General features: G+C 64.7%; 16 protein-coding genes. 7 read left to right on the top strand and 9 right to left on the bottom strand.

Going from position 1 to position 16,934, the window contains the following annotated elements; genetic code table 11:
- Positions 1 to 20: 20 nt before the first annotated feature.
- Together ftsZ and ubiA are read right to left on the bottom strand one after the other, a co-directional pair.
- Entirely contained in the window at positions 21 to 1,532 is a 1,512-nt protein-coding gene (ftsZ, locus tag A9D13_RS06140) for a cell division protein FtsZ (RefSeq protein ID WP_066771522.1), read from the bottom strand.
- A gap of 255 nt (positions 1,533 to 1,787) precedes the next feature.
- The gene (gene ubiA / locus A9D13_RS06135) at positions 1,788 to 2,699 is read right to left on the bottom strand and encodes a 4-hydroxybenzoate octaprenyltransferase (protein WP_066771520.1); all 912 of its coding nucleotides are present in this window, start codon (positions 2,697 to 2,699) and stop codon (positions 1,788 to 1,790) included.
- Between the two features lie 48 nt (positions 2,700 to 2,747).
- Between ubiA and A9D13_RS06130 the strand changes: the two genes are divergently transcribed.
- Genes A9D13_RS06130 through A9D13_RS06120 form a run of 3 tightly spaced genes read left to right on the top strand, consistent with a single transcriptional unit; the run spans position 2,748 to position 5,720 of the window.
- The gene (locus A9D13_RS06130) at positions 2,748 to 3,533 is read left to right on the top strand and encodes a class I SAM-dependent methyltransferase (protein WP_066771518.1); all 786 of its coding nucleotides are present in this window, start codon (positions 2,748 to 2,750) and stop codon (positions 3,531 to 3,533) included.
- Entirely contained in the window at positions 3,530 to 4,291 is a 762-nt protein-coding gene (locus A9D13_RS06125) for a 16S rRNA (uracil(1498)-N(3))-methyltransferase (RefSeq protein ID WP_066771515.1), read from the top strand. Before A9D13_RS06130 ends, A9D13_RS06125 begins: the two co-directional genes overlap by 4 nt.
- 58 nt (positions 4,292 to 4,349) lie before the next feature.
- Positions 4,350 to 5,720 carry a glutamate--cysteine ligase gene (locus A9D13_RS06120; protein ID WP_066771510.1) on the top strand — a complete coding sequence of 457 codons (1,371 nt, stop codon included), beginning with the start codon at positions 4,350 to 4,352 and terminating at the stop codon, positions 5,718 to 5,720.
- A gap of 59 nt (positions 5,721 to 5,779) precedes the next feature.
- Here A9D13_RS06120 and A9D13_RS06115 read toward each other — a convergent pair whose 3' ends face one another.
- From A9D13_RS06115 to A9D13_RS06100, 4 genes are all read right to left on the bottom strand, one after another.
- Positions 5,780 to 7,144 (bottom strand): outer membrane protein assembly factor BamB family protein, encoded by a 1,365-nt coding sequence (locus A9D13_RS06115; RefSeq protein WP_066771508.1) that lies wholly within the window; start codon positions 7,142 to 7,144, stop codon positions 5,780 to 5,782.
- Positions 7,145 to 7,166: 22 nt separating this feature from the next.
- Positions 7,167 to 7,940, bottom strand: coding sequence for a tetratricopeptide repeat protein (locus A9D13_RS06110; RefSeq protein WP_066771505.1), 774 nt, complete (start codon positions 7,938 to 7,940; stop codon positions 7,167 to 7,169).
- A 140-nt stretch (positions 7,941 to 8,080) separates the two neighbouring features.
- Positions 8,081 to 9,196: a glycosyltransferase family protein gene (locus A9D13_RS06105; RefSeq protein ID WP_066771502.1), complete on the bottom strand. Its 1,116-nt coding sequence runs from the start codon at positions 9,194 to 9,196 to the stop codon at positions 8,081 to 8,083.
- Positions 9,197 to 9,200: 4 nt separating this feature from the next.
- Positions 9,201 to 10,124, bottom strand: a complete 924-nt coding sequence (locus A9D13_RS06100) for an alpha/beta fold hydrolase (RefSeq protein ID WP_229665391.1) — start codon at positions 10,122 to 10,124, stop codon at positions 9,201 to 9,203.
- Between the two features lie 107 nt (positions 10,125 to 10,231).
- Here A9D13_RS06100 and A9D13_RS06095 point away from each other — a divergent pair, with 107 nt between their 5' ends.
- Positions 10,232 to 11,656 (top strand): protein adenylyltransferase SelO family protein, encoded by a 1,425-nt coding sequence (locus tag A9D13_RS06095; protein ID WP_066771493.1) that lies wholly within the window; start codon positions 10,232 to 10,234, stop codon positions 11,654 to 11,656.
- On the opposite strand, the gene A9D13_RS06090 is transcribed toward A9D13_RS06095, so the two are convergent.
- On the bottom strand, positions 11,657 to 12,193 hold the full coding sequence (locus A9D13_RS06090; protein ID WP_066771484.1) for a hypothetical protein: 537 nt from the start codon (positions 12,191 to 12,193) through the stop codon (positions 11,657 to 11,659).
- 123 nt (positions 12,194 to 12,316) lie between these two features.
- Here A9D13_RS06090 and astD point away from each other — a divergent pair, with 123 nt between their 5' ends.
- A complete protein-coding gene (gene astD / locus A9D13_RS06085; RefSeq protein ID WP_066771481.1) occupies positions 12,317 to 13,723 on the top strand; it encodes a succinylglutamate-semialdehyde dehydrogenase in 1,407 nt (468 codons plus the stop codon).
- Between the two features lie 73 nt (positions 13,724 to 13,796).
- Here astD and A9D13_RS06080 read toward each other — a convergent pair whose 3' ends face one another.
- On the bottom strand, positions 13,797 to 14,249 hold the full coding sequence (locus A9D13_RS06080; RefSeq protein WP_082922159.1) for a glycine zipper 2TM domain-containing protein: 453 nt from the start codon (positions 14,247 to 14,249) through the stop codon (positions 13,797 to 13,799).
- A 215-nt stretch (positions 14,250 to 14,464) separates the two neighbouring features.
- Here A9D13_RS06080 and rarD point away from each other — a divergent pair, with 215 nt between their 5' ends.
- On the top strand, positions 14,465 to 15,376 hold the full coding sequence (rarD, locus tag A9D13_RS06075; RefSeq protein WP_066771474.1) for an EamA family transporter RarD: 912 nt from the start codon (positions 14,465 to 14,467) through the stop codon (positions 15,374 to 15,376).
- A 184-nt stretch (positions 15,377 to 15,560) separates the two neighbouring features.
- Positions 15,561 to 16,334 (top strand): CAF17-like 4Fe-4S cluster assembly/insertion protein YgfZ, encoded by a 774-nt coding sequence (gene ygfZ, locus A9D13_RS06070; RefSeq protein ID WP_066771471.1) that lies wholly within the window; start codon positions 15,561 to 15,563, stop codon positions 16,332 to 16,334.
- A 4-nt stretch (positions 16,335 to 16,338) separates the two neighbouring features.
- On the opposite strand, the gene A9D13_RS06065 is transcribed toward ygfZ, so the two are convergent.
- Positions 16,339 to 16,923 (bottom strand): TetR/AcrR family transcriptional regulator, encoded by a 585-nt coding sequence (locus tag A9D13_RS06065; RefSeq protein WP_066771468.1) that lies wholly within the window; start codon positions 16,921 to 16,923, stop codon positions 16,339 to 16,341.
- Positions 16,924 to 16,934: the final 11 nt, after the last annotated feature.

Below are 16,934 nucleotides of genomic sequence, written 5' to 3'. Positions count from 1 at the left end.
TCACCACCGCTCGCGCGTGATCAGCGGCGGTTGTTGTTGCGGCCAAGGAAGCGCGGGATGTTGAGATCCGACGCATCGTCGTCCTCACGGTCATCTTCGGGAGCCTCATCGCGGTTGCGCGACAGGCTGGCCATGCGTTCGAACAGCGTGCTGCCACCGACATTCACCGCAGCCTGACCCGAAGCCGGACGCCAGCCACGCGGGCTTTCGGTGCGGGCCGAGGCATCGACCGGGCCCGACCCACGCGGGGTTTCGGCCCGCGGCTCTTCCTTGGCGGGTTCTTCGAAACCGTCGCCAAGCAAAAGCTCTTCCTCCTCGGCTTCGGGCTCCGCCATTTCGAGACCGAGGTCGAGCGGCTCTTCCGTCGGCGCGGGCGAGGCATAGCCGCGCTCTTCACCGACATTGAGATGATCGGCATCATCTGCCGGGTCGGCCATCTTCGGCTCCGGCGCGGGCGCCGGTTCCGGAGCGACCGCCGGTGCAGCCGGAGCAGCGGCCGCCGGGCGCATCGGCGCGCGGCCCGAACCCAGCGAGAACGGACGCGCCTGCGCGGCGGGCTGCTCTGCCGACTGGTCGATGCCGGTCGCGACGACCGAAACGCGGATCTTGCCGTCGAGGTCGGGATTGAAAGCCGAACCCCAGATGATGTTCGCATCCGGGTCGACGAGGTCGCGGATATGGTTCGCCGCCTCGTCCACTTCCATCAGCTTCATGTCTTCGCCGCCGATGATCGAGATGATGACGCCCTTGGCGCCAGCCATCGACACACCGTCGAGCAGCGGGTTGGCGATCGCCTTTTCCGCTGCTTCCAGCGCACGGTTTTCGCCGTCCGCTTCGCCGGTGCCCATCATCGCCTTGCCCATCTCGCCCATGACCGAACGCACGTCGGCAAAGTCGAGATTGATGAGGCCGGGCATGACCATCAGGTCGGTGATCGAGCGCACGCCCTGCTGCAGCACTTCATCGGCCAGCCCGAAAGCTTCCTTGAAAGTGGTGTCGGGCTTGGCGACCAGGAACAGGTTCTGGTTCGGAATGACGATCAGCGTGTCGACGTGCTTCTGCAGCTCTTCGATGCCGGATTCGGCGCTGCGCATGCGGCGCGAACCTTCGAACATGAAGGGCTTTGTCACCACGCCCACGGTCAGCACGCCCTTCTCGCGCGCAGCCTTCGCGATGACGGGAGCTGCGCCGGTGCCGGTGCCGCCGCCCATGCCGGCCGCGATGAAGCACATGTGCACGCCATCAAGCATGCGGTCGAGCTCGTGCAGGGTTTCCTCTGCCGCGGCACGGCCGACTTCCGGGCGCGAACCGGCGCCAAGGCCCTGCGTGATTTCGGGGCCAAGCTGGACGCGATCCTCGCACAATGCGCTGTTCAGCGCCTGCGCGTCGGTATTGGCGACGACGAAGTCGACACCCTCGATCTCTGCCTGGATCATGTTGGCGATGGCGTTGCCGCCTGCGCCGCCCACCCCGATCACGGTAATGCGCGGACGCAGTTCCTCGACCGCCGGCGGACCGATATTGATGCTCATTAAGGTCTCCGCAAAAACGCTGTCGGACGGGTTCGTCAGGGCCCCTTACCCGGGCGACCGCCCCGAAACGGACTCGAAAAAACGCCGCTTCGTGCAAATCAGTTTGTCAGGCTCGATTGTGACACAAATCGAATCGGCACGGCAAAGGGTTTATGCAGATTTCCACATCGCCGTTCACCATTGCCATTACACCCTGCATCACGGGCGCAAATCCTATTCGAAAGGGGTAGAAGCGCCCGCTAGCCGACTGGCCCATCAGCCAGCATTGCCGACGACCAGCCATGCGAGCGCCATCAGCAGCCCGGCAAGCCGGTTCGAGCGAAAACGCGCCAATGCGCCCGCGCCATCGGCCCGGTCGAGCGTCGCGACCTGCCAGGCAAGATGCAACCCCACCGGCACCAGCGTCAGAAGCGCGATCCAGTCGGGCCGCAGCCACCAGATGCCCAGCCCCCAGCCAGTCAACGCCAGCGCATAACATAGCGCCACACCCGCCTTTACATGACTACCCATGGCCAGCGCACTGGAACGCACGCCGACCAGCGCGTCGTCCTCCATGTCCTGCACCGCATAGATCGTGTCATAACCGATGACCCAGAAGATGCAGCCGCCATACATCGCCGCCAGCACGGGCGAGAATTCGCCCGTCGCCTCGACCCAGCCGACCAGCGCGCCCCAGCTGAACACCAGCCCCAGCCACGCCTGCGGCCACCATGTGATGCGCTTCATCAGCGGATAAAGCGCGACCGGCAGGATCGAGCCCAGCGCCACCAGCTGCGCTTCCCATCGCAATTGCAGCAGCACCACCAGCCCGACGAGACATAGCGAAAGCAGCCAGATCCACGCTTTCTTCAGCGACACCTGACCGCTGGCCAGTGGCCGCGACGCCGTGCGCGCAACCTTTCGATCAAGGTCACGGTCGAGGATGTCGTTATAGACACAGCCCGCCGCCCGCATCGCGATGGCGCCGACCAACAGCAATAGCGCCATGCCCCAGCGTTCCAGCGCGCCGCCGGCCCACAGCCCCGCCACGCAGGGCCAGAACAGCAGCCACCAGCCGATGGGCCGGTCGAAACGCCCCAGCAGAGCATAGGGCCGTGCCGAAGCGGGAAGCAGCGCCACCAGCCCCTTGTGCTGGCTGTCGGGCGTAAGGGATGCGGTTTCATTCATCGCGCCATGCTTTAGAGAGGCAGGACAGCGAGGGAAAGGGGTACACAGATGGCCGACATCGAAGACATCGCCGAATTCAACCGTCAGGGCTGGAACGCCAAGGCCGAGGGCGGCGACCGCTGGTCGATTCCCGTCAACGCCGAAACGATCGCCGCCGCCCGGCGCGGCGAGTGGGAAGTGGTACTGACCCCATCGCGCCCGGTGCCGCGCGAATGGTTCGGCGACATCGCGGGCAAGGACTTGCTGGGCCTCGCATCGGGCGGCGGGCAGCAATGCCCTATCTTTGCCGCCGCCGGGGCGAATGTGACCAGCTTCGATGCCAGCGACGGCCAGCTTGCCCGCGATACCGAAGTTGCGACACGCGAGGGCCTGACCATCCGCACCGTGCGCGGGCTGATGCATGATCTTTCCGTGTTCGCGGATGATAGTTTCGATATCATCTTCCACCCGTGTTCGAACTGCTTTGCGCCCGAGATCCTGCCGGTATGGCGCGAATGCGCACGCGTGCTGCGACCGGGCGGCGTGCTGCTGTCAGGCTTTACCAATCCGCTGCGCTATCTGTTCGACGAAGCCAGCGTGGAGGCGGGCCAGCCGCTGGCCCGCCACAAGATCCCATACAGCGATTTCGACCTGCCCGAAGAGGAGCGCAATGCGATCCTTGCCGAAGACCCGGTGGTCGTCTTCGCCCATACGTTGCAGGACCAGATCGGCGGACAGCTTGCCGCCGGTTTCATGCTGACCGACATGTTCGAGGATGACTTCGAGGAGCGCGATGCTATCGGCCAGCTGATCGATTGCTACATCGCCACCCGCGCCGAATTGAGACCGAGATGACCGCTACCCCCGCATGGCCGCCCAAAAGCGCCCCGCGCCTGTTCACCAGCCCCGCCCTTTCCGCGGGCGAAACGCGGGTGATCGATGGGCCGCAGGCGCATTATTTGTCCCGCGTGATGCGGGTGAAGGCAGGCGATGCGGTGATCCTGTGCGACGATGAAACCGGCGAATGGGCGGCCCGCGTCACCGATGCGGGCAAACGCAGCGTGACGGTAGAGATGGCCGAACTGCTGCGTGAGCGTGAGAGCGTGCCGCAGCTGACCCTGTGCGCGGCGCTCCTTAAAAAACCGCGTTTCGACCTCGTGCTGGAAAAGGCGACCGAGCTGGGCGTGGCGCGGATCCAGCCAGTCATCACGCGCCGCTGCGTGGCCGATGCGCTGAACATGGACAGGGCGCGCACCATCGTGACCGAAGCGGCGGAACAATGCGCCCGCACTGCCCTTCCCCACATTGCTGAGCCGGTGACGCTGGATGCGATGCTGCGCGAATGGGCGAGTATTTGGCATGGGCAGCCGCTGTTCTTCGCCGACGAAACCCGCGACGCGCCGCCCGCCACCTCCGCCTTTGCCGCCGAGGCCGCGCCCGCCGCGATCCTGATCGGCCCCGAAGGCGGTTTCGACGATGCCGAGCGCGCCGCCATTCGCGGGGCCGAGGCTGCGCGGCCTGTCTCTCTGGGCCCCCGTATCCTGCGCGGCGAGACGGCGGCGATCGCGGCGATTTCGCTCTGGATGGGGATCGCGGGCGATTGGAAATACTGATTTGCCGGATCATTTTGCCCTTTCGCATCGCACGCCATGGGATTAACGCACCCGCGAAATGAGCACCCGCACCGAAAACACCGCCGACGAACCCGTCATCGAAAGCCGCGACCAGCTGCTGGAACCCATGCAGCGCGGCGAAAAGCCGCGCCTTGAATGGCGCATCGGGACCGAGCACGAGAAATTCGTCTTCCGCCGCGAAGACCATCGCGCTCCCAGCTATGACGAGCCGGGCGGCATCCGCGACATCCTTCTCGCGCTGAAGGAATATGGCTGGGAGCCGGTGTTCGAGGGCGACAATATCATCGCCATGGCGGGCGAGGACGGCACCGTCAGCCTCGAACCGGCGGGTCAGCTGGAACTATCGGGCGCGCCGCTGGTCAGCCTGCACCAGACCTGCGCGGAAACCGGCCGCCACCTCACGCAGGTGAAGGCGATTGGCGAGAAGCTTGGCATCGGTTTCCTCGGCCTTGGCATGTGGCCCGACAAGGCGCGTAGCGACCTGCCGATCATGCCCAAGGGCCGCTACAAGATCATGACCGAGCATATGCCCAAGGTCGGCGATCTCGGCCTCGACATGATGCTTCGCACCTGCACGATCCAGGTGAACCTCGACTATTCGTCCGAAGCCGACATGGTGAAGAAGTTCCGCGTGGGCCTCGCGCTCCAGCCGCTCGCCACCGCGCTTTTCGCCAATTCGCCCTTTACCGAAGGCAAGCCCAATGGCTTCCTTTCCTATCGCAGCCATATCTGGTCGGACACCGATCCGGCGCGCACCGGCATGCTGCCCTTCGTGTTCGAGGATGGCTTCGGCTATGAACGCTGGGCCGACTACATGCTCGACGTGCCGATGTATTTCGTCTTCCGCGACGGGAAATACATCAACGCCGCCGGGCACAGCTTCCGCGACTTCATGAAGGGCGAGCTGTCCGTGCTGCCGGGCGAAAAGCCGACCATGTCGGACTGGACCGACCACATGTCGACCGCCTTCCCCGAAGTGCGTTTGAAAAGCTTCCTCGAAATGCGCGGCGCCGATGGCGGCCCGTGGAGCCGGATCTGCGCCCTGCCCGCATTCTGGGTCGGCCTGCTTTACGATCAGACCGCGCTGGATGCGGCATGGGACCTCGTCAAGGACTGGTCGATGGAAGAGCGTGAGGCGCTGCGCAATGCCGTGCCGAAGCTGGCACTGGATGCGCCGATTCCGGGCGGCGGCACCTTGGGCGATATCGCGCCGGAAGTGTTGAAGATCGCCCACAACGGCCTTGCCGCGCGCGGGCAGCTCAATGGCTCTGGCGATAACGAAACCGGCTTCCTGTCCCCGCTTATGGAGATCGCGCAGCGCCGCAAGGTGCCCGCGCAGGACCTGCTGGACCGTTATCACGGCGAATGGGGCGGATCGACGGACCCAATCTACAAATACAGCCTGTAACGAAAAAGGGCGGCGGGTCGCGAAGACCCGCCGCCCTTTTTCTATTGGCTTCGCGCCAATCAGCGAAAGGCGCTGATCGTGCCGCTGTTGTCGAGGACGTAGAGCGTACCCCCCGCCACGATGGGGCCAAGCGACACGCCATCCTTCAGCTCTGCCACAGGGGTCTGCGACCCGTCCTGCGCATCCACCTGCATCAGCTGGCCGCGCGTGCTGGCGAGATAGAGCTTGCCGCTGGCGAGCACGGGGCCCGACCAGAAGATCTCGCCCTTCTCGTCCTTCTGGTCACGATAGCGGCGCATCTGGCTGATCCAGCGCACCTTGCCCGTGCTGCGGGCAATGGCCAGCAGGCGCGCATCGTCGGTCAGCACGAAGATCCAGTCGCCCGCCACCGCAGGGGTCGAGATACCGGCCAGCGACAGGTCCCAGATGCGGCGGCCCGAAAGCAGCTCATAGGCGGCCATGCGGCCACCCTGACCCAGCGCATAGACGCGCCCGCCATCAATGATCGGATCGGCATCGACATCGGTCAGCGAACCCACGCTGGTCGACAGGTTGGTGCGTGCCAGCGCATCGCCCCACAATTCGGTGCCGTTTTCATAGCGATAGGCGATCAGCTCGCCGCTGGAATAGCCCGCGATCACCGTGCCCGCACCCGCTGCCGGGGCAGCCACGCCGAACACGCCCGAAAGGCCGCTGGAACCGGCGCGGTTCCACACGATCGAGCCATCGCCTGCGTCCAGTGCGAAGATCTGATTGTCCTGCGTCATCACGAACACATTGCCGAACGCCAGCGTCGGCGCGCCGCGCAGCGGGCCTGCGGGCTGGATCGTCCAGATCTGGCTGCCGTCCGCGGCATTGAGGGCCGCGACTTCGCCCACGCCCGTGGTCACATAGACCCGGCCACTTTCATAGCTGACGCCGCCACCGAAAACAGAGCTGGAGCCATCGCCCTTCACGCCCATCGATTTCGTCCATAGCGGCGCGCCGGTGTTGGCATCAAATGCCGAAACCGTGCCATCGGTGCCATAAGCGAACAGCTTGCCATCGCCCACGACCGGGGCCGCGGCCAGACGCTCTGCCTTGTCGGCCCCGGCGATCCGGCGCGTCCATGCCAGCGACGGCGTGGTCGAGAGCGCAAGATTGCCATAGACCTTGGCCGCGCTGCCGCCCGCCTGCGCCCAGTCGGCATTGGCGACCGGCGTTGGCAGCACGACCGGCACGCTGGCCAGCGAGGGATCGACCTCGGTCGTCGTCTCGATCTGCGAGAGGATGGGCGTGCGCTGCCCGACGGTCGGGGTGGTTTCCGGCCCGTCGCCACCACCAATAGCGCCACATGCGCCCAGCGATGCCGCCAGAACACCAACCACGGCAAGGCGTGCAATGCCGCGCTGCCAATCAGAACCCTTCGAACGGATCATTTCCATTCCTCTTCCGTAAAATCTCAAATCACTGGCCAGCCGCGCCGCCGGATGCGACCAGATCGGCCACCTCCTCGGCATCGTCGACGGCGTCGGTACCCATCATGCCCGCCAGCTGACGCGCACGCGCGCGCAGCGACTGGGGTGCGTCTTCATCGCGAGCGATCTCGGCGAACATCGGGCCGGCAAGATCCTTCTTGCCCTGCTCGACATAAGCCATGGCGACCATCTCGCCCGCGCTGGGGAAAAAGGCATTGCCCGGAACCGCCAGCGGCTTCAGCCGGTCGATGACCGCCTGCGGCTCCATCGTGTCATATTGCGCGCTCACCGAACGGATCGTGGCAAGGTCGCGCATCGGCTGCGGATTGCCCGCGTCGGCGGCGATCTCGTCGAACAGCTTGGCGGCCTTGGCGCTGTCACCTTCTTCCAGCGCGGCGGCTGCGGCGATGAAGGCGGCAGGCACGCTGTAACCGGCAGGCGCATCGGACAGCAGCGGCGCGGCCCTTTCGGACGCTGCGGCGGTATTGCCCGCCTGCAGCTGGTCGATCGCCATGGTCAGCTCGACCGCGTCCTCTTCGGCAGAGGTAGTCACCTCGTGGTGCCACCACGCCCATGCGCCCAACGCTGCCGCGACAATCACGAAGCCTGCGATCAGCAGCTTGCCGAAACGACGGAAGAAGGTCGAGATGGTGTCCTGCCGGACAGCCTCGTCGACCTCGCGGCGGAACACGTCCTGCTGCGCGCGTTCGCGATTGGCCGATTGTACGGCAACGCTCTGGTTATTGCTGGGGCCAAGCGCCAAGGGAAACGCCTTTCAAAAAATCCATGGATCGGCAGGAACGCGGCCTGCCGCAAATGCGGGGGTCTTAAGGACCGGACGGAGGCTTTTCAACGGCAAAGCCCCCTGCGCCTGAACGCGGGCTTAAATCGTCCACATATTGATCAGCAAACGATCCTTTCATCGCCGGTCAATTCGCTGAACAGGGCAAGGTGTTCTGCCCCCTTTGCATGGGTGGCGGCAAATTCCTCCATCGCCCTGGCCACGCCCTTGCGCTTCACTTCGCTGGTGGCAAGGTCGACCATCGCATCGGCCAGATCCTTGCGACCACCGCTTGCCACGGCCAGATCCGATGCCTTTGCAGGCAAAAGCGGGTTCAGCTCGCGGCCCTCAACCAGCAGCGGGACGCCTGCGGCGGCGGCATGGAATAATGCAGGCGGGATCAGCGCGCCCGGCGCTGGGCCGGCAATCGCGATGATGTCGAACAATCCGGCGCGGTCTTCCGGGCCTGAAAGGCGCGTGCTGGTCATGACCCGGTCCGCCACCTGTTCAACATCGGCGGCAGAGGACACGGCAAGGCATTCCTCCTTCGTGCCGAATACGACCAGCCGCCAATGTTCATCGACCCTGAGCATCGCGCGCAACAGGGGCTGCGGATCGCGCAAGAGGAGCGCGGCGCGCACGCCGATCCAGCTTTCTCCCTTGCGCTTCATCATCTGGGGGATCGCATCGGGCTTTTGCGCGGGCGGCTTTGCCGGGAACGGCGGCACCGCGATGCGCAGTCGCCCGCCGCCCAGTGCCCAGCGGCTCGCCATTTCATTCGCGGCTGCGGGCGCAGGCGCGATCACGGCGGAAGTGCGGGCAAAACCCAGCTTGTGGCGAAACCGCTTCATCGGCCCGCCAGCAAAGCCCGACAGGCTGTCATGGTAATGCACCAGCGGCGGAAGCTTCAGCGCTTCTCCGAACAGGGAATGCGCCATGGTCGCGGGGAAACCTGCCTCTCCGTGCACGATCACCAGCTCGTATTTGCGCATGGCGCGGGCCATGCGGTTCAGCTTGCCCGGCCCCGTGCTGCCATCCAGATCGGGGAATTCAGGGCGATAGAATTGGTAGCGCGCGGCGATCTCATCACCCGGATCGGGGGCGTGATGTTCGACATGGCCAAACTTGTGGTGACCCGACATCATGCGCACCAGCGCGCCGCTCCACGGCTTTGCCACCGGATCAAAGCCCAGATGCAGGATTCGCGTCTTGCGGAAGACGGCAACCTTCTTGGCCATGGGCTCAGCGGCTCCGCTCGATCAGGCGGTCGATCGCCTCGCGCACCGCCGGCTCGTTCAATGTGGGCGTATGGCCGGTGCGCGGCACCGTCACCAACTCGACACCGGGAATGCGCCCCACCATTTCGCGCGCGACCGTTCCGGTCAAAAGGTCCGAAGTCTCACCATGCACGACCAGCACGGGCTTACCCGAAAGCGCATCGAAAGCCGGCCACATGGCATCGCCGCCCGGCACGCCGACTTCGCCGCCGCCGCTGGCAGGGACGAAGGCATCGGCGATGTGCATGTCGTAATCGAACGCGATACGGCCATTGCCGCCCAGTTCCATCAGCTGTTTGGCAAAACCGATCCATTCTTGAATGCCCCAGTCGGGGTAAACATCGCCATGCACTTCCTGAAGCGCGCGGGCGGCATGCATCCACGTGGGGAAATTGCGACCCTGCCCGACATATTCGGTAATGCGCGACAGGCCCTTTTTATCGAGCACCGGCCCCACGTCATTCAGCAATGCGCCCGCAATGCGCTCGGGATGCGAAAGCGCCGAGAGCATGGTGACGATCCCGCCCAGCGACGTGCCGATGAAGACGGCGCGCGGGATGCCGGTCTCATCGAAAAAGCGGTCGAGATCCTCGACATATTGCAGCGGGTTGTAGCTGGCGGCTTCACGCGCATATTCGCTTTCGCCGCGGCCTCTCAGCTCGATGCAGATAACGCGGCGCATGGGCTGCATCGCCTCGGCCAGTTTTTCGAAATCGCGGGCGTTTCGCGTTAACCCGGGAATGCAGATCGCGGGCAGTGCATCCGGGGCGGCATCGGGCCCGGCGCGATAGTCGCGGAAATGCAGCTTCAGGCCATCGGCGCTTTCCCACCAGCCATCAACCCACGGGTCGCCCGGCTGCGCGCCAGCTTGCTCTTGCGTAGTCATCATGCCCTTTGCATCAGCGTTTATCGGGTGCCCTAGGCCATGCAGGCCCAGGATGCCACCCAAGGATGGCCGCCCTTGTAAGATGGTGCGCCACTGCCCACTATCGCCAGATGACCGGCGAACCGCAATATTCCGCAGCGCCCTACCAACCCGATCCCGCAATCGAGGAAATCGCAACATGGCTGGCCGACCCGGTGCCGCCTGCCGATTTCCCGAAGGCGATCCTGCGCTTTCGCAATGATCGCCAGGCCGCGACCGTCGGGCTGAACACGCTGAGCGACGAGGCATGGGTCCGGCATTTCGGCCGGTTCGAGGCGCTGGAGGATAATCTGCCGCAGCCTTTGGCGCTGCGCTATCACGGGCACCAGTTCCGCAATTACAATCCCGACATCGGCGACGGTCGCGGCTTCCTGTTCGCGCAGATGCGCGATGGGGCAGGCAGGTTGATGGACCTCGGCACGAAAGGTTCGGGCCAGACCCCATACAGCCGGTTCGGCGACGGACGCCTGACGTTGAAGGGCGCGGTGCGCGAGATCCTCGCCACGGAAATGCTGGAGGCATTGGGCGCGAACACCAGCAAGACCTTCTCCGTGATCGAGACGGGCGAGGCGCTGCAGCGCAGCGATGAACCCTCGCCCACCCGCTCCGCCGTTCTGGTTCGGCTCAGTCATGGGCATATCCGCATCGGCAGCTTCCAGCGCCTCGCCGCGCTGGAGGAGACGGAACATCTGTCGGTGCTGGTCGATTATGCGCTGACGCATTTTCCCGGCCCGCCTCCACCCGCCGATGCACCGGGCCGCGACGAACCGGCGGTGCGGCTGCTGCATCTCGTCGTTGAAAGGCTTGCCGACATGGCGGCAAGCTATGCGGCGGCGGGCTTCGTGCATGGCGTGCTCAACACCGATAACATGAATATTTCAGGCGAAAGCTTCGATTATGGCCCATGGCGCTGGCTGCCGCGCTGGGACCCGGCGTTTACTGCGGCCTATTTCGATCATTCAGGGCTCTATGCCTTTGGCAGGCAGGCCGAGGCGATCCACTGGAACTGCGCGCAGCTTGCCATCGCCTTGCGCCAGCTGGTGGAAGCACCGCCGCTGATCGCAGCGCTCGAACGTTTTCCCGAGCTTTATATCGAAGCGATCCGGCGGCGTTTCGGCTGGCGGCTGGGCATCGCGCCCGATTGGGCCGGGGCGCATCCCGGCGAAACCGGCAATATCATCGAAGCCGCCGAACGCGCCATGCGCGAAAGCGGGGTGCAGCCCGACGCGTTCTTCTTTGGCGCGCGCAGCGGCACCTTGCCGGACAGCGAAGCCTTCGCAGCGTTCCGCAAGCTTTACGACGAGGCCGAGCGCGTTGCCGACACAGACCCCTATTGGTCAGGCGGCGCCGCGCAATCCATGGTGATCGAAGAGGTCGAGGCAATCTGGTCCGCCATCGATCAACGCGACGACTGGCAGATGCTGACCGACAAGGTCACCGCCCTGCGCGCCATGGGCGCGGCGCATGGCCCCGCCCCGGCACCTGCGGGCCATTGATCATTTGGCAGCGGGTTTCGCGCCCTCTGCCTGGTCCAGCATCACGCGCGGTTCAACGCTGACGCCGAACAGGCGCCAGCGTCCGTTCTGCCATTGGAAGGCAAGATCGAAGACCACCGTGCGCGGGCGCAGCGGGAAATAACCCTGCACCTGAAACACGTCGGGGCGCAGCTGGCGCGGGGGCGCGGTATAGCGCGGCGCAGTGACCAGCGTCGTCGATAGGTCGATCCGGGTGGACCGCAGGCCCGCAAAGATCTGAGCCAGCTTGGCAGGGTCATTGTTGATCTGGAATCCGGTCGCCGCGGTATCGCGCAGCACGGTGTAATTACCGCTGGCATTGGCATGCTCGATCGCCACCATCGTCGACCAGATCAGCTGCGCCAGTTCCATTTCGCCCGGCACGGGAGCTGCAGCGACAGGTGGGACATTCGTGCCTGCCGCCGGCTGGGCCTGCTGGGCGCTGGCAGGCGTTGCGGCAAGGGCAAGAACAGGGGTGGCGGCAAGCGCCATGCGGGCGATCAAACTGGTCTGCGACATCGCGCCCGTTCTAGCGAGCGAAACGGCGAAGGCAATCACCCTTCCGCCCCACTGGTAAGCGCGTGCGGGATCGGCTAGTCCTGCGCACATATTCCTACCAGGCACGCCCAAGACGGAGCCAACTTGACTACCGAACTGACTTCAGCAGAGCCCGCGACCGGAGAGATCTTCTGGCGCGGCACACCCGGCGACCGGCACGAAATCCTCGACGCCTCGCGCACCGCGTTCTCTTCATGGTCGGCAGAGCCGCTGGCGCGCCGGGCCGAACTCCTCAAGCGTTTCGCCAATCAGGTCCGTGCCGATGCGGGCGGGCTTGCGAAACTGATCGCGCGCGAAACCGGCAAGCCGCATTGGGAAGCCGAAACCGAAGTGCAGGCGGTGATCGGCAAGGTCGACATCTCGCTTGCCGCCCATGCCGAGCGCGCGGGCAATCGCGTGACCGAAGGCGCGATGGGCGCAAGGAACGGACTGCGCCATAAGCCGCATGGCGTGATGGCGGTATTGGGCCCCTATAATTTCCCGGCGCATCTGCCCAACGGCCACATCGTCCCTGCCCTGCTGGCGGGCAATACGGTCGTGTTCAAGCCGTCGGAAAAGACCCCGGCGGTGGGCGAACGCCTCGTCTCCTATTTCGAGGCGGCGGGTTTCCCTAAGAATGTCATTCAGCTGCTGCTGGGCGGCCCCGACGAAGGCCGCGCGCTGACGACCGATCCGCGCATCGACGGCGTGCTGTTCACCGGATCGTCGAACACCGGCATCGCCATCAGGAAACAGCTGGTCGAACGCCCCGGCGTCATCACCGCGCTCGAGATGGGCGGCAACAACCCGCTGATCGTGTGGGACACGCCGCTGATCCAGGACACGGCGGCGACCATCGTGCAGTCGGCCTATACCACCGCGGGTCAACGCTGCACCGCGGCGCGCCGGCTGATCGTGCGCGACACCATGTATGACGACGTGATGGCCGCGCTGACGAAGCTGGTCGACAAGATGATCGTGGGCGGCCCGTTCGACCAGCCCGCCCCCTTCATGGGCCCTGTCATTGACAATCAAGCGGCGGAAACCATGCTGCGCGGATACGAAGGCATCGTGAACCGCGGCGGCAAGGTGATCCGCCCGCTGGAGCGAATGAAGGAAGGCCTGCCCTTCCTTAGCCCCGGCATCGTCGACACCACCGACATGGAACGCCGCGACGAAGAACTGTTCGGCCCGCTGCTGCAGGTAATTCGCGTTTCCAACTTCAAGGCCGCGCTGACCGAGGCGAACAATACCGCCTATGGCCTCTCGGCCTCGCTGGTGGGCGGCACGCCCGAACTTTATGGCCGGTTCTGGCGCGAGATTCGCGCCGGCATCGTCAACTGGAACCGGCCGACCAATGGCGCATCGTCGAACGCGCCCTTTGGCGGCGTGGGGCTTTCGGGCAATCACCGCCCTGGCGCCTATTACGCGGCGGATTACTGCTCCTACCCTGTTGCGTCGGCAGAGATGGACCAGCCGCGCGCCATGATCGGCGTGGGCATCCAGCAATAAGCCATCAGACACGAAAAAGCCCCGCCCCGGATTTCTCCGTGGCGGGGCCCTCTCTCAACTGGAGATCAGCTGCTTAACGGCAGGCTGCGTCGCTCTTGTCGATCGCGCGGCCCAGCAGGGCGCCGCCCGCCGCACCAAGGATCGCACCCAGCGTCTTGTCCTTGGCGATCTCATGACCGGCCAGACCGCCCACGGCGCCACCGATCAGAAGGCCGGTCGTGCCGTTTTCCTTCTGGCAGTAATAGCGGCCGTTATCGCCGCGCCACACGCGGGTATTGCGGTTCACGCGCTCGTAACGGCTGTCGCGATAATCGCGATAATTGTCACGGCCATAGCCATAGCGCGAATAACGGTCGCGATCGCGGCGGCGGTCAAGGTTCGCTTCGGCATCGGCCTGCGTGATGATGCTCGCCTGATGGGCGGCAACGGTCGGCATTTCTGCAGCCTGTGCCATCGGCGCGGTCATCGCCATCGCGGGGATCGTGGCAGCAAGAGCCAGCGTGCGGAACTTGGGGAACTGGACCATAATATAAACTCCTTCCGAATTAGGGTCCGACGGGGAGCCTCTCTCACCCCGCCGGCTTGAATTCATGTTTAGAGATGCGAACCTGAACGCCTGAGGAATGAGTTGTTTATTTTCGGACAGGTTTTTCTGACTATCGCAGATCGCGAACGGCTCATGGCGAAGACCGCCAATTTTCCGCACTTGCATCGCCGAATGAAAAGCCTACCGGCGATTTTATGAGCGCGACAAACTCCCCCCAGCCGCAACAGGGCGGCGGACTTCCCTTTGCCATCGGGGCCTATACGCTGTGGGGGTTCATCCCGCTGTATCTCGTGTTGCTGAACGCGGTCCCGCCCTTTGCTCTGGTCGGCTGGCGCATATTGTGGACCATTCCGATCTGCGCGCTGATCATCGTGCTGCGCGGGCAATGGCCGGATGTGAAGGCGGCGCTGCTTCACCGTCGTACTCTGGGCTGGCTCGTCATCTCGGGCGTGTTGATCACGGTGAACTGGGTCACCTATATCATCGCGGTACAGCGGGGCGCATTCTACGCCGCCAGCCTTGGCTATTATATAAACCCGCTGGTCAATGTGCTCTTGGGCACCGTTTTTCTGCACGAACGGCTTAGCCGCTTTCAATGGCTCGCCGTCGGCGTGGCGGCGATCGGCATCGCCATCCTTGCGTTCGAGGCTGGCGACACGCTGTATATCAGCCTGATCCTCGCCTTCAGTTTCGCTTTTTACGGCCTCGTGCGTAAGCGCGTTCCTGTCGGTGCCCTTCCCGGCCTCACCATCGAGGCGCTGGTTCTGGCCGTGCCCGCGGCCATCACCATCGGCCTCACCACCACGGGCGAATCGGGCCTCAGCGGGGACTGGCACATCCAGGCGCTGCTGTTCGGGGCGGGTATCTGGACGGCGATCCCGCTACTGCTTTTCGCCACCGCCGCCAGGCGGATGAGCTATTCGAGGTTGGGTTTCGTGCAGTTCCTTGCGCCAACCATCGTCTTCATACTGGGGCTGACGGTGCTGGATGAACCGCTCGACATGCTGCGGCTGGTCAGTTTTATCTTCATCTGGGTGGCGATCGCGATATTCTGTGCCGATCTCCTCCACCGCAATCGCGTGAAAAAACGGCCGGTCCCGGCCTGAAAAGGCATATGGGGCTTATCATGCCGCCTGCCGTCCCCACATCGGTTGAAAGGCAATCAGGACCTTTGGCGGTGCTGATGCGTATGAGCCTTTACGGCCCTGTCGATCAGGCAAGGCCGGACTGACACGCCGGACCGGCCATGCGGCCCACGCCCGGCTCGATTTGCGGAGCGAAAGCGACACGATGACTGACACGGCGAACCCCGGCTGCCATGACGCGACCCGACTGTGCGAACGCGCGATCATCCGGGTATCGAGCGAGCAGCCGGACGAGGTAGTATCCTTTCTCCAAGGTCTCGTGACCAATGACGTGACCGCGAACCTGCCGATCTGGACTGCGCTGCTCTCACCGCAGGGCAAGGTGCTGTTCGACTTCTTCGTCTGGCCGGGCGGCGACGACCTGTTGCTGGATGTAGAGGCCGCGCATGCCGACGAGTTGGTAAAGAAGCTTTCGATGTATCGCCTGCGACGGCCCATCACCATTGCGACCGACCCTTCGGTCGAGGTGCATTGGAATGCGCATCGCGGCGATGGCGGCGCGGCCGACCCGCGCCTGTCAGCCGTCGGGCAACGCTGGCTGCGCCCCACCGCGGGCGATCCGGTCGAGAAATGCGCCGACGACGCCTACCGCGCCCATCGTCTCGCCCTTGGCGTAACGGAGGGGCGCGAGGAGCTAGGCTTCGACCAGACGCTCTGGCTCGAATGCAATGCCGCCGAGCTCCATGGCGTCAGCTTCGGCAAGGGCTGCTATATCGGGCAGGAAAACACCGCCCGCATGAACTGGCGGCAAAAGATCAATCGCCGCCTGCTGGTCCTGCCGATCGAGAAATCGGACGAGAAACGCCGCCGCATGGCGGATGAAGAGCTTGGCCTTGCCGTCGATCATGCGCGGATCGCCGATACCGATCACGCCTTGTGGCCAGGCTGGCTCGCGCTGGAACCCAATCCAGCGAGTTAAGGCGTTACGGCGATTCGCCGCGCGGCAATGCCGCGATCAGCTGCTTCGTCGCCAGTTCGCGCGAAGCTTCACGCGGCAGGTCGAGCGATTGCGCCAGCGATGGGCCGATCATCGCATCGCCCAGCGCCTGCAAGACCAATGTCATCGTCACCTCACGCACCGTGCGCCAGTCTTCCCCACCGGTCGTGATCTCCTCGACCAGCGCGTGTATCGCATCGAAGATTGGGTCGAGCGCGTCGCGGTGACCGGTCGATGTCATCCAGCTGGCAAGCGCGCCTGCACCTTCGCGATCGAACGCATCGAATATCAGGTCCACGACCTCACGGGCGCTGCCCTGCCCCGCGCGACGCGCCGCCACCGCGCTGGCGATCACTTCGCACACCGCCTGCCCCAGATGGCCGGCCAATGCGCGTTGCAAACCCGCCGCGCTGCCGAAATGGTGCAAGAGATTGGAATGGGTCCGCCCGATGCGCGCCGCCACGGCCTTCAAGGTCACGGCCTGCGGCCCCGATTCGATCAGGATTGCACGCGCAGCCTCCAGCGCAACGCGCTGGCTGTCGGATTGAGAGAGGCGCTTCCTTGTTGACACCGCTGTAAGCT

Origin of the sequence: Croceicoccus mobilis, from assembly GCF_001661965.1 — a bacterium.
Lineage (GTDB): Bacteria > Pseudomonadota > Alphaproteobacteria > Sphingomonadales > Sphingomonadaceae > Croceicoccus > Croceicoccus mobilis.
This window is presented reverse-complemented; position numbering and strand designations above follow the sequence as displayed.